This window comes from Burkholderia sp. 4M9327F10 (assembly GCF_005503145.1).
Classification (GTDB): Bacteria; Pseudomonadota; Gammaproteobacteria; order Burkholderiales; family Burkholderiaceae; genus Paraburkholderia.
In genome coordinates this window covers 1-12,745 of sequence record NZ_SCNV01000057.1, presented here as the reverse complement: position 1 = coordinate 12,745, position 12,745 = coordinate 1, and the positions used below count along the sequence as shown (strand labels likewise).

Here is a 12,745-nt window from a genome sequence, read left to right as displayed (position 1 = left end):
AATGGATCCTTGTCTGGGAATATTTATTCGATACCGGACAGGTGAGTACGACAGCGCCGTATTCAAGTGCGCCAACCCCGGCGCAACGCAATCAGCACGACGCTCCAGAAAAAAACGGCGTGCGGGCCGTCGCTCCGACAGCCGGCACGCCGTTGCAGCGACGCTTACGCTTGCGCCGTTGCGCTTGCCAGCTCTTCGAAGCTCACTTCCTTGTCCGTCACCTTGGCCTTGCTGAGGACGAAATCGACGACGTTGGCTTCAACGACGTACGCTTCCATTTCCGCAAGACGCTGCTGATTGGAATAATACCAGCGGACGACCTCCTTCGGGTCTTCGTAGCTTTTCGCGAATTCGTCCACTTCGGCACGAATCTGCTCCGGCTTCGCCTGCAGCTCATTGGCCTTGACCAGCTCGGCCAGCACGAGGCCCAGCTTGACGCGACGCTCAGCCTGTTCCTTGAACATTTCTGCCGGAATCGGTGCGTCTGCGGCGTTCGGCACGCCACGTTGCGTCAGGTCCTGGCGCGCCATTTCCACGAGACGCTGCTGGTCCTGTTCGATCAGCGCGTTCGGCACGTCCAGTTCCGAAATCTTCAGCAGCGCGTCCATCACCTGGTTCTTCACGATGGATTGCGTGCGGCGCTTCGCTTCGCGCTCGAGGTTGTCCTTGATTTCAGCGCGCATCTTGACCAGATCGCCGTCTTCGATGCCGAGCGACTTGGCGAATTCAGCGTCGATTTCCGGCAGGTGCGGCCACTCGATCTTCTTCATCGTGATCGTGAACTGCGCGGTCTTGCCGGCGACTTCCTTGCCGTGATAATCAGCCGGGAATGCCAGATCGAATTCCTTCGCTTCGCCGACCTTCAGGCCAAGCGCTGCCTTTTCGAATTCCGGCAGCATGCGGCCTTCGCCCAGCACGAACGCGAAGTCTTCCGCGCTACCGCCCTGGAACACTTCACCGTCGATCTTGCCGACGAAGTCGACCGTCACGCGGTCGCCGTCTTTAGCCGCCGTATCCGAGCCGCCGTCGCCATGTTCGCCGGCTTCGCCGCGAGCGTGGAAATGCACGCGCTGCTTGCGCAGGATGTCCAGCGTGCGGTCGATTTCGGCTTCGCTGATGGTGGTCGTGGTGCGCTCGATCTCGGCCGTGGCGACGTCGCCCAGCTTCACTTCCGGATACACCTCGAAGGTTGCGTCGAAAGCGTAGTCGCCTTCCGCTGCGCCGGCCTTCGGTGCGAAGCTCGGCTGGCCCGCGACGCGCAGGTTCTCAGCGCGGCTGATGTCGAAGAATTCCTTGCCAACCTTGTCGCTCAGCACTTCGGCTTCCACCTGGCCCGAATACTGTTGCGTCACCATCTTGAGCGGCACCTTGCCCGGGCGGAAACCCGGCATGCGCACATTCTTCGCGAGTTGGCGGATACGCGAGTCCACTTCCTTCTGCACGGTGTCTTTCGGCAGGGAAATCGTGACGCGGCGTTCGAGCTTGCCGAGGTTTTCAACAACGTTAGCCATGGCTTCAATCGTCCTAAAATTATTCGAGCGAATCAGTTATCTTCTACGTGCCGCTATTCGATGTCGCTTCGCATCGTGCGTTACATCGATTCAGCGCCTGCGCCGCGGCTTGCAGGCCACCGGCAGCACGATTTGGGTCTAAAGAGCCGAATATTTTAGCAAACTATTCGCGCGCCTAGCCGGGATTCGATGTTTCGCGCGCACTTTCGTCCAATTTCTAACGGGTTTGGAGCGGGTTTGAGGCCTCTTTAAGGCCGTTTTGGCGGCCCGCAGCGTGGTTTCTCCGGCTTTACCCTCCCCCCATGCCGGCTATGCCGTTCGGGATATTCAGCCACGCGCGGCATGCTGCTAAGCTAGCGGGCGCGCCTGCCGGAGCTTACGCCCCTGTGGGCCGCCATCGCCACGATATCAACCATCAAGAGACATTATGCCGAACCCGTCGTCCGCGCCCGTCGTCGTCATTGCTCCCGATTCTTTTAAAGGCTCGCTGAGTGCCGAGCAGGTGGCGCAAGCCATTGCCGCCGGCATCACGCGCGCGCGGCCCGATGCCGTGGTGCGCATCTGCCCGATGGCCGACGGCGGCGAAGGCACGCTCGACGCCATGCTCACCGGCGGCGGCGAGCGCCGGGTGCTGACCGTACGCGGCGCAGCGGGCCCGCTGCGCGAAGCGGCGACAGGCCTGCTCGGCGATGGCAGCGCGATTGTTGAAACGGCCGAAATTGTCGGCATTACCGATCCGGTCGGCATGGGCGTACCGGTGCAGGCGCGCAGCTCGCGCGGCATGGGTGAAGCGATTCGCACACTGCTCGACGCCGGCGTGCGGCGCTTCTTCGTGGCGCTGGGCGGCAGCAGCACGAACGATGGCGGCGCGGGCCTGCTCGCCGGCCTCGGCATGAAGCTGTTTGATGCCCAAGGGCAAGAGCTCGAGCCGACACCCGAGCAATTGGCCCGGCTGCACCGTGTCGATGTATCGCAACTGGATGCGCGGCTCGCCGATGCCTCGTTCGTCGGCATGTCCGACGTGGACAATCCGCTCACCGGAGAACATGGCGCAACGGCGGTCTTCGGTCCGCAGAAGGGCGTCGGGCCCGAGCAGATCGCCAGCGTCGACGCAGCCCTCGCCCGCTTCGCCGATCTCCTCGAACCGGCACTGCAGCGCACGGCGCGCAACCTGCCCGGTGCGGGCGCGGCTGGCGGCCTGGGTTTCGCGCTGCATATGCTGGGCGCGCAATTCGAACCGGGTGCGGAAACGGTCGCCCGGCAAATCGGCCTCGATGCGGCGCTCGATGGCGCAGACTGGCTCATCACCGGCGAAGGCCGCTCGGACGTGCAGACGCTGCACGGCAAAGCTCCGTTTATCGCTTGCGGCCATGCGCGTGCGCTGGGCGTACCGGCCACGCTGCTGTCCGGCGCGGTTGACGCGAGCGCACTGCCGCGCCTCGCCGAACACTTCAGCGGCTGCTTCTCCCCGGCGCCCGGCCCGATCACGCTCGAGGTCGCGATTCGCGATGCAGCCCGCCTGCTCAGCAACGAAGCCGAGCAGTTGACGCGCCTGAGATACGGCACGCGTTGACCGGTGAGGCGGTTGCGGCAACAATCACAGCGCCACGACCGCTACCACTCACTATCGGGACGACCATGAAGGCCTCCGCCAAAGCCGGACTCGAACAGTTTCTGACCTACCGCCTGCACGTATTGAACAAGCTGGCCGAGCGCGGTATCGGCGAGCGCTATCAGGAAAAGCTCGGCGTGACGTTGCCGGAGGCGCGCGTGATTGCGTCGGTGGGATCGTTCGGGCCGTTTTCGATCATGGATCTGGCGCGGCATGCGAACCTCGACAAGAGCCAGGCGAGCCGCGCGGCCGATTCGCTGATCAAGGAAGGGCTCATACAACGCGAGGCAAGCGTCGAGGACGGGCGCGTCGTGCTGATTTCGCTCACCGCGGACGGACGCGAGCTGTACCGCAAGATCATGCCGATTGCACGCAAGTGGAACGTGGATCTGTTCGACTGCCTCAACGAGGATGAGAGAGCCGCCTTCAGCGCCGCGCTCGACCGCATCATCGAGAGCGTGCAGGCGCGCACCGAGTGAGGCGCGCGGCCCGCCGCGCTGCACGCACTACAAACCGCTGTTGATCGCGCGTTGCCGCAATAGCCCGAGGACGGCGTCGCAAAACGGCGTCGGCAGATCCAGCTTGCGGCCCAGCTCCGGAAAGACGCCCAGAATCGGCTCGATTTCGAGCGGGCGGCCTGCCTCGAAATCCTGCAGCATCGAAGTGCGAAATGCGCCGAGCTTGCGCGTCAGCGCGACGCGCTCCGGTGCGCTCATGCCAGTCGGCAAGCCCAGCCTCGTGCCGATTGCATCGGCCTCCTCCATCATCCTCAGCACCAGCGCATGCGTCAGCGGATCGTCGAGCAGCCGGTCAGCCGCGGAGCCGGTCAACGCGCTCAGCGGATTCATGTTCATGTTGCCCCACAGCTTCACCCAGATCTCGGTGCGAATCCGGTCCGAGACAGTCACCTCGAAGCCGCCTTCCTGCAACGCCATGGCAAAGGCTTGCGCTTGCGGCGCCAGTGAAGGCCGCGGCGCACCGACGATCAGATGGTTGCCGCGCCCGCGCCGGATCACGCCGGGCGCGTCGGTCGACGACGACAGGTGCACGACGCACCCAATCGACTGGGCAGGCGGCAACGCTGCGGACACGATACCGGCGGGATCGACAGCCTCGATTCCTTGACCGGCAAGCGGTCCAGCCAGGCCGCTCAGGAACCACCACGGCAGACCGTTCATCGCCGCCACGACGACGGTTTCAGGTCCGATCAGCGGCTTGAGACTCGCGGCGATCGCGGGCAGCGCCTGGGCTTTGAGCGCAATCACCACAAAGTCCTGGACCCCGAGTGCCGCCGGGTCATCCTCTGCGGCCACGCGCGCGACGGTCTCGCGCTCCTGATCCACGATGCGAATTCCCTGGGCGCGAATCGCATCGAGCGTCTTGCCGCGCGCGAGCACGCTAACTGCGTGTCCTGCCTGAGCGAGCGCGGCGGCGATCAGGCCGCCGATCGCGCCGGCTCCGACCACGGTGGTTCGAGTCTGTTGCGCATTCATACGGGCATCACTCCTTGTAAGACGGATCGATGCGCTCGACCTGGCGCAGCAAGGCGTCGAGCACATCCTGACCGGCGCCGTGGCGCGGATCGAACTGCAGGGAATCACGTGTGCAACGCGCGGCGATATCGTCCGGGATCATGCGGGCGGCGCCCAGAGCCGCCGTCGCCAACTGGATTTCACACGCGCGATTGAGGGTCCACAAGCGCGCAAAGGCTTGTGCGATGGTTGTGCCGATCGATAGCAAACCATGGTTACGCAGGATCAGCAAGCGCTTGTCGCCGAGATTGGCGACGAGGCGCGGCCCCTCGTCGGCGCGTATCGTGATGCCCTCGAAGTCGTGATACGCCACCATGTCGTGGAGCTGGGCGGAATAGAAGTTCGAATTTTCGAGCCCGCTTTGCGAGCACGCGACGGCGAGACCCGCGCTCGTATGGGTGTGCATCACGCAGTGCGCATCAGGCAGCGCGCGATGCAGCGCTGCGTGCACGACGAAACCGGCCGGGTTCACCGGATGTTCTGAAGTACCCACGACATTACCGTCGAGATCGATCTTGACCAGGTTCGATGCGCACACCTCGGTGTAGTGCAGGCCGAACGGGTTGATCAGAAAATGCCGCTCGGGTCCGGGCACCCGCAGCGTGATGTGGTTGTAGATCAACTCGGTCCAGCCGAGCATCGCGAAGATGCGATAGGTGCCGGCGAGCTGGATGCGCAACGCGTGTTCGCTGGCAGCGTCGGCGGATTGCCCACCGGGGGCTGCGCGGGATGGGATGTCGAGGGCGGGCATGGTTGTCTCCTGGTCTGACGGACGGAGTGCTGCTCTCAGGCACCTTGCTCCGTTTCTTCAGGATAGGGCAAACTAGTTGCACGCGCAACCAATTTGCGGAGAACAGCGAGTTAGGATGTGGTCTGCCCATTCGCATCACCACCAAGCAAAAAACCCCGCCAGTCATCGACTGGCGGGGTTTTCACATTCACAAATACGTGGTGCGAGGAAGGGGACTCGAACCCCTACACCATTGCTGGCGTCAGGACCTAAACCTGGTGCGTCTACCAATTTCGCCATCCTCGCAGCCGGGTCAAGCGCATACGCGCCGCTCCCGATGTCTGGCTCGCCGACAGCCGTCCCTCACCGGCCAGGCCGGTTCGGCATCACGTCCGAAAGCGTAAGCGCGAGATTCTAACCGATTGATTTGCGCTTGTCTGCATTTGCCCGACGTATCTCGATGCTACAATTTTTGGCTAATGTTCATACGGCACGCCTGCCGTGCCCCACCGTGCTCCAGCCCCACACTCCATTCAAGTGAATTTCGACGAATATTGCCAGCAGAAGGCGGCGCCTCCCGGCTCGAGCAGCTACTACGCGCTCCGTCAGGCGCCCGCAGGACGCCAGCCGCTCCTGACCGCCCTGTTCGCGCTGCGCCGCGAATTCGAAGAAACGGTGAAGGAAACCAGCGATCCGACGGTCGGCCGCACCAAGCTCGCCTGGTGGCAAAAAGAAATCGCCGCGCTCGCCGCCGGGACGCCTTCGCATCCGGTTTCGAAGGCGCTCGCCGCGCATCTCGGTGACGGGGTGAATAACGGCACAAAGGCTCCGGCATCCTCAGAGGCTGCCGGGGCCGCAGCGGTCACGGCGGCCATCGAAGCCGAATACCCGGCACTGCAAACACTGCTGGCCGGCTTCGAAATGGACCTCGATCAGGCCCGCTACCTGGACTATCCGAATCTGCGCCGCTATCTGCAAGGCGTCGGCGGCACCTTTGCGACGCTGGTCGCCCGCGCCACCGCGCAGGATCCGGCGCAGGCCGCCGCCTGGGCGGCGCCGCTCGGCCAGGCACTGCTGCAGGCGCAACTGGTCGCCGAACTCGGCAACGATGCGCGCCACGGACGTATCTATATTCCGATCGACGAAATGCAGCGCTACAACGTCACCGCCGCGGATGTGATCAACCGCAAGTACAGCGACGCCTTCATCGAGATGATGCGCTTTCAGACCAAACGCGCCCGGGACGCCCTGAACACCGCCATCGCCGCCCTGCCGTCTGGCGAACGCCGCACGCAGCGGACCTTGCGGGCGCAGGCCGCGCTCGCGCTCGCCTTGCTCGATGAGGTCGAGCGCGACGGTTACCAGGTGCTGCATCAAAGCATTGCCCTCACGCCGATCCGCAAGCTGTGGATCGCGTGGCGTGCCGCGCGTCAGCGCTAGGCGAATGCGTGCATCACAGCGCTGCACGACGCTCGCCTATCGGCAAGGGCCACTACGCGCGTGCGCGCGCAGGCAGCTCAGTTCAGCTCACGCGCGCAGCAACGGCAGCGGTTCGAAGCGCTGCTGCAACACGGCCGTGGAATCCAGCCCCCACCAGGGGCCAAGCACGGTTGCATAGATCTGGCGGAAGTCGACGCCCACCGGCAGGTTGCCGCCGCCATCCAGTTGCGTCAGCACCGGCGGCGCGCCGTACAGGCCGCCGCGCACCCGGCCGCCCATCACAAAATGCGGTGCGACCGTGCCGTGATCGGTGCCGTTGCTCTGATTCTCACGCGGCCGCCGGCCGAACTCGGCGTAGGTCATCACGAGCGTATTGTTCCAGCGCCCCATTTCGACCAGCGCCGACTTCATCGACGCAAATCCCTCCGCGAGTTGCTTGAGCAACGCGGCCTGCTGTCCGGGCTGGTTCTGGTGCGTGTCGAAGCCGTTTAGCGTGAGGCGGATCACCGCCACGCCCTGCCCGTTTAGCGGCTTGCCCTGTGGCGTGTCGCCGGCGGCCAGCACCTGCATCGCGGTCTTGATGGAAGTCCCGAACGCGCCTGATGGAAAAGCAGTCTTCAGCGGGAATTGCCCTTCACGCGGACGCAGCCGGTCAGCGGCCTTCACGATGTCGTTTTCGACGTCGAGAATATGCGCCAGCTCGGGATTGCGTTCGTGCAGTGAGACCGGGGTTGCGAGCCGGGAGGCCTTGATGAACTGTGCCGGGTTCACCAGCGCAATTGCCCGTGCGCCGTTGGCAAGCGGCCCCATCTCTGCGCTGCCGATCACCACACCGTCTGCTACAAAAGTCGGCGGCACCGCATGCTGCGCGAACGCACGTGTGAGCCATCCTTCGCGCAGATACTGGTCGGAGCGCGAGGCGGTGTCCCAGATCTCGATCGAGCGGAAATGCGACAGGTTCGGCTTCTCATAGCTGACGCCCTGCACGATCGCCAGTTGCTGGCTCTGCCACAGCGGCATCAAAGGCTGCAGCGATGGATGCAGGCCGGTGCGCTCGTCGAGCTGAATGATCTGCTCGCGCTTGATGCCGATGTTCTTGCGCAGCTGGTAATAAGTCGGATCGGCGTAGGGGATCACCGTGTTCAGGCCGTCGTTGCCGCCCTTCAGCTCCACGAGGATCAGCAGGTTGCCATAGCCGCCGCGTGCCGGCACGGCCGGATCGGCAGCGAGGCCCGTTGGCCCCTGCGCACCGAACGCCCGCGGCAGCCAGAGGGCGGCGCCCGCCGCGGTGGTCATCGAAAGAAAGTCGCGCCGTTTCATACTGCACCTCGTTCGGTTATGGCTGCGCAGAGTGCGCCACCCGGCTCGCGCCGCTCGTTGCGACGCCGTTCAGTCCGTTTCATTTCAACTGGTAAGCCGGGTCCATCAACAGTGCCTCCAGATAGGCGCTGGCGGTCGAATCGGTTTCGATCGCGTCGACCGGCGGGAGCGCCAGGACCGCGTGCTGCAACTGCAACTCTGCCGACAGGCCGGCTTTTGCCGTCGGCGCGGTATTGAACTGGGTGAGCCAGGTGTCGATATCGAAGCGTACTCCCCCCTGACCTACTCGCGCCATTGCCCGCTGCACCATCGCGCCCTTCTGATCCTGGCTCATGGCGTTCTGCGGATGATGCGGCGCAGCGGTCTCGGTGGCGCGGAAAATCTGTTCGACGAACTGCTTGCGTGCGAGCAGTGTCGTGCTGTTGATCCACGTGGTGCCACCGGGCCAGCCCTTGACGTTGGGCGGATAAAACAGGTTCTCGCCCAGGGTGCGAATTTCGCCGGCGAATGGCGCCGTGTTGTCGTAGCCGATATCGAATTCGCGCAGCGCTCCCACCACGAACTCAGCGGGCGACTTCACGAGAATGCCGCGGTTACGCTCGTCCCAGAAGGCATCGCCCAGGAAGAGTCCGCGCAACGCGACCTTGATGTCGTAGTGGCTGGCGCGAAACCGGTCGGCAATCGGCGCAATCTGTGCCGGGTCCGGCGTATCGGAGACGAACTCGCGCCACAGCTTGGTCGTCACGAAGGTAGCGGTCTCCGGGCGGGCCAGCAGAAGGTCGAGCACCTGATCGCCGTCGAACGGACCGCTCTGGCCGAGTACCCGCTTCACGCCGTCATCGTGCTGATTGGGAAGCCACACGTAGGCCTGAGTGTCCGGATCGAGCGTCCATCCGGTATAGGCGCGCGCCGCCTCCGACACGTCCTGCTGTGAATAGTGGCCCTCACCGAGCGTGAACAGCTCCATCACCTCGCGGGCGAAATTCTCGTTGGGCTTGCCCTTGCGATTGCTGGCGCCGTCGAGGTACTGCAGCATGGCCGGATCTTTCGCCACGGCGTGCAGCATGTCGCCGAAATTACCCAGTGCGTCGTGCCGCAGCAGCATGTTCTGCTGCGCCATCTGTTGCGGGTAGCCCACCTTGTCCTGTCCCGAGGTGAAGTGGTTGTGCCAGAAGAGCGTCATGCGTTCGGTCAGCGGCGAAGGCGTCGTCAGCATCTCGCGCACCCACCATGCGCGCAGCTCTTCGTAGCGCTGGCCGCGCGTGCGCTGTTCGGCCTGGCGCTGGTCCTGGGTCCAGACCTTGCGCTCCTCGCGCGTCGGGATCGGCTCCAGCACCCAGGCGGGCATGGGTGTGAAGGCTTCCGTGCGCGCCGTCCCCAGCACCTTGTCGACCGCCTGTTCCCGTGTCAGGCCGACGTATTGGGCGACCTCGGCGTTATCGGGCGCGAACCCCACGCGGGTCAGGAAAAAGCGTGCGTCGTCATCGTCGAGTAGAGCCGCGGCCGAATCGTCCACGGCCTCGGCCGCCACTGGGGTCTGGTGTTTGCTGCGCTGGGTATGCTGGGTGTGCTGGCTATGCCGGGTATAGCCCGGTACGGCAGACGCACCATCCTGAGCCACTGCCGGCAAGGCGCAACCGAGCGCCGCACATGCCGCGGCGGCCAGCAATGGAGCCGATAGGCCGCGAGTCCTCGAGAACAGCGTTTTCATTATCAGTTGTCCGTTATCGGTGGCGGTGGTCGATGGCAGGCAAACGCAGGCAGACTTGCGCATGACGTGCGGTTGTCCCCTCTGGCGACTCAACGGCAGACAGGAGCGGAAAGTTGACGGGGGAAGTGCAACGAAATTTTTCACGCACATCGCGGCACACGATGACGGGCGTTAGGCGTGTCCGCCCTAGCGCTTGTACAACTCGCGGACGGCGTCTTCGATATGCTGGCGCAACAGACGCCGCTCTTCGGGCGTCATGTGACCGTCGCGGCGGCGTTGATCAAGATCGGGGGGAACTGCAGCACGCATCATGGCGTCTGAAGCAGGATGATCGAGATTGGGATTGCGAGGCTGATGAGGTGGCTTCGGACCCCGGGGGCGTGGCACGTGGGCGTTCGATGCCCGCTCTTCGGAGGACTGGGCATGGGCGAGCGTAGGGCCTAATGTGCCCGCGAGTGAGCCGGCCGCTGCCAGCGCAATCACGCTTAGGCGCACATTCGGCCAAACCCCTCCCTTCATCTTGTTCCCTTCGTGGTGCGGCAACCGGCTACCCTAAATGCGTGTACAGAACCCGGAGAAGATGCCGGGCGCGAATTTTTTGGTCGAGTGAAGTATCCACCGAACAGCCGCATTCAGTAAAGCAGTCTACGCGTCACCGCTTTACGCCGTGCCACAGTGCGGGTAAATTTTGTAACTGACTGTAACCCGCGAATTGATGCAAACTCGCACCACTTTGTAATCGCGCTAAGATGCCGACCATGGAAACCAAAAACCCTTCGAAAATCCTCGTCGTCGACGACGATCCGCGTCTGCGCGATCTTCTGCGCCGCTACCTTGGCGAACAGGGCTTTAACGTCTACGTCGCCGAAAACGCGCCGTCAATGAACAAGCTCTGGGTGCGCGAGCGATTCGATCTGCTGGTGCTCGACCTGATGCTGCCGGGTGAAGACGGTCTGTCGATCTGCCGGCGCCTGCGCGGCAGCAACGACCGCACGCCGATCATCATGCTCACGGCCAAGGGTGAAGACGTCGACCGTATCGTCGGCCTCGAGATGGGCGCTGACGACTATTTGCCGAAGCCGTTCAATCCGCGCGAGCTGGTGGCCCGCATCCACGCGGTGCTGCGCCGGCAATCGCCGTCCGAGTTGCCGGGCGCGCCGTCCGAAACCACTGAGGTCTTCGAGTTCGGCGAGTTCGCCCTCAACCTCGCCACCCGCACGCTGACCAAGGCCGGCCAGGAAATCCCGCTGACCACCGGTGAATTCTCCGTGCTGAAGGTGTTTGCCCGCCATCCGCGGCAACCGCTGTCGCGCGAAAAGCTGATGGAACTGGCGCGCGGCCGCGAGTACGAAGTGTTCGACCGCAGTCTCGACGTGCAGATCTCGCGTCTGCGCAAGCTGATCGAACCGGATCCGGGCAGTCCGCGCTTCATCCAGACCGTCTGGGGTCTGGGCTACGTATTCATTCCCGACGGCGCAGCCTGAGCTTGATCGCGCTTTCCGTTTTTGTTTTCTGATAAGAAGGGCCCATGCGGATCGACCGGCGCCTCCTGACGCTCGCGTTCGGCGGCCTTTTCTGGCGGACCTTTCTGTTGATTGCACTGCTGATCGCAGTCAGTCTCGCCGCCTGGTTCCAGAGCTTCCGGGTGATCGAACGCGAGCCGCGCGCACAGCGCGTGGCTCTGCAGCTCGTCGCCATCGTGAAGCTCACGCGCACCGCACTCCTCTATTCCGATCCCGACCTGCGGCGCGCGCTGCTGCAGGATCTGGAGAGTAACGAAGGGGTGCGCGTGTATCCGCGCGAAACCACCGACAAGTACAAGCTGCAACCGGACGAGTCGCTGAACCGCCTGATCGAGCACGACATTCGCGGGCGCCTTGGCGACGACACCGTGATTGCGCAATCGGTCAACGACATCCCAGGCGTGTGGATCAGCTTCAAGATCGACGACGACGACTACTGGGTGGCGCTCGACCGCGACCAGCTCGACAACGCCACCGGCCTGCAATGGGCTGGCTGGGGCGTGTTCGCGCTGGCGCTCTCGCTGTTTGGCGCGGCCTTCATCACGAGTCTGGTGAACCGGCCATTCGCGCGCCTTGCCATGGCCGCACGCAGGGTGGGCTCAGGGCAGTTGCCCGAGCCCTTGCCCGAACGCGGCATGGGCGTGGCCGCCGAGACCAACCGTAGCTTCAACCAGATGGTGCAGGACCTCGAACAGCTCGAGGCCGACCGCGCGCTGATGCTGGCCGGTATCTCACACGATCTGCGCACCCCGCTCGCGCGCCTGCGGCTCGAAACCGAGATGAGCCCGTCCGATCAGACCACCAAGGACGCGATGGTGGACGACATCGAGCAGATGGACATGATCATCGGCCGCTTCCTCGATTACGCGCGGCCGGTACAACGCGTGCCGGAACCCGTCGACCTTTCCGTGATCGCCGGCGAGCTGGCGGCGCGGATCGCGTCGGAAGACGGCATGCGGCTGATCACGCGGCTCGCGCCGTCGGCGGTGATCGAGGCTGACGAAACCGACATGCGGCGCGTCATCGGCAACCTGCTGGAGAACGCCCGCAAGTATGGCCTGAGCGAAACCGACGGCATTCCGCACGTGATCCTCGAGACGCGCGTGTCGCATTCGCGGGTCGAGCTCTCAGTGGTCGACGAGGGACCGGGCATTCCGGAAGATCAACTCTCGCTCGTCACGCGGCCGTTCTACCGGGTCGATACCGCACGCACCCAGGCCAACGGCACCGGCCTCGGCATGGCGATCGTGCAGCGCCTCGTCGGCCGCTACCGCGGCGGCCTGCGCCTGCGCAACCGGACCCCCGGACCCGGACTCGAGGTCACGATCGAGTTTCCGCTCGCCAAGGGCGCCTGAGGCACCTACCC

Annotated in this window: 11 protein-coding genes and 1 tRNA gene; 5 read left to right on the top strand and 7 right to left on the bottom strand. The window is 64.2% G+C overall.

Translation table 11 applies throughout. The annotated features are described in order from the left end of the window. Positions 1–164: 164 nt before the first annotated feature. Complete coding sequence (gene tig, locus FFS45_RS33310; protein WP_137958892.1) at positions 165–1,511, bottom strand: trigger factor; 1,347 nt, start codon at positions 1,509–1,511, stop codon at positions 165–167. Between the two features lie 427 nt (positions 1,512–1,938). Here tig and FFS45_RS33305 point away from each other — a divergent pair, with 427 nt between their 5' ends. After that, on the top strand, positions 1,939–3,084 hold the full coding sequence (locus FFS45_RS33305; protein WP_137958891.1) for a glycerate kinase: 1,146 nt from the start codon (positions 1,939–1,941) through the stop codon (positions 3,082–3,084). Between the two features lie 65 nt (positions 3,085–3,149). After that, positions 3,150–3,602 (top strand): MarR family transcriptional regulator, encoded by a 453-nt coding sequence (locus FFS45_RS33300; protein WP_137958890.1) that lies wholly within the window; start codon positions 3,150–3,152, stop codon positions 3,600–3,602. Between the two features lie 27 nt (positions 3,603–3,629). On the opposite strand, the gene FFS45_RS33295 is transcribed toward FFS45_RS33300, so the two are convergent. From FFS45_RS33295 to FFS45_RS33285, 3 genes are all read right to left on the bottom strand, one after another. Beyond that, a complete protein-coding gene (locus tag FFS45_RS33295) occupies positions 3,630–4,616 on the bottom strand; it encodes a 2-dehydropantoate 2-reductase (RefSeq protein WP_137958889.1) in 987 nt (328 codons plus the stop codon). 7 nt (positions 4,617–4,623) lie between these two features. Next, positions 4,624–5,406: a class II aldolase/adducin family protein gene (locus tag FFS45_RS33290; protein ID WP_137958888.1), complete on the bottom strand. Its 783-nt coding sequence runs from the start codon at positions 5,404–5,406 to the stop codon at positions 4,624–4,626. A gap of 198 nt (positions 5,407–5,604) precedes the next feature. Next, positions 5,605–5,691, bottom strand: a tRNA-Leu gene (locus FFS45_RS33285). A gap of 231 nt (positions 5,692–5,922) precedes the next feature. Between FFS45_RS33285 and FFS45_RS33280 the strand changes: the two genes are divergently transcribed. Then, positions 5,923–6,825, top strand: coding sequence for a squalene/phytoene synthase family protein (locus tag FFS45_RS33280; RefSeq protein WP_137958887.1), 903 nt, complete (start codon positions 5,923–5,925; stop codon positions 6,823–6,825). Between the two features lie 87 nt (positions 6,826–6,912). Here FFS45_RS33280 and FFS45_RS33275 read toward each other — a convergent pair whose 3' ends face one another. From FFS45_RS33275 to FFS45_RS42570, 3 genes are all read right to left on the bottom strand, one after another. Continuing rightward, on the bottom strand, positions 6,913–8,145 hold the full coding sequence (locus tag FFS45_RS33275; RefSeq protein ID WP_137958886.1) for a DUF1501 domain-containing protein: 1,233 nt from the start codon (positions 8,143–8,145) through the stop codon (positions 6,913–6,915). Between the two features lie 79 nt (positions 8,146–8,224). Beyond that, positions 8,225–9,856 (bottom strand): DUF1800 domain-containing protein, encoded by a 1,632-nt coding sequence (locus tag FFS45_RS33270; RefSeq protein WP_249363032.1) that lies wholly within the window; start codon positions 9,854–9,856, stop codon positions 8,225–8,227. Positions 9,857–10,042: 186 nt separating this feature from the next. Then, complete coding sequence (locus tag FFS45_RS42570) at positions 10,043–10,375, bottom strand: hypothetical protein (RefSeq protein ID WP_137958885.1); 333 nt, start codon at positions 10,373–10,375, stop codon at positions 10,043–10,045. 239 nt (positions 10,376–10,614) lie between these two features. On the opposite strand from FFS45_RS42570, the gene ompR reads away from it, so the two are divergent. Further along, a complete protein-coding gene (ompR, locus tag FFS45_RS33260) occupies positions 10,615–11,340 on the top strand; it encodes a two-component system response regulator OmpR (protein ID WP_033379433.1) in 726 nt (241 codons plus the stop codon). 44 nt (positions 11,341–11,384) lie between these two features. After that, a complete protein-coding gene (locus tag FFS45_RS33255; protein ID WP_137958884.1) occupies positions 11,385–12,734 on the top strand; it encodes an ATP-binding protein in 1,350 nt (449 codons plus the stop codon). The last annotated feature ends 11 nt before the right edge of the window (positions 12,735–12,745 follow it).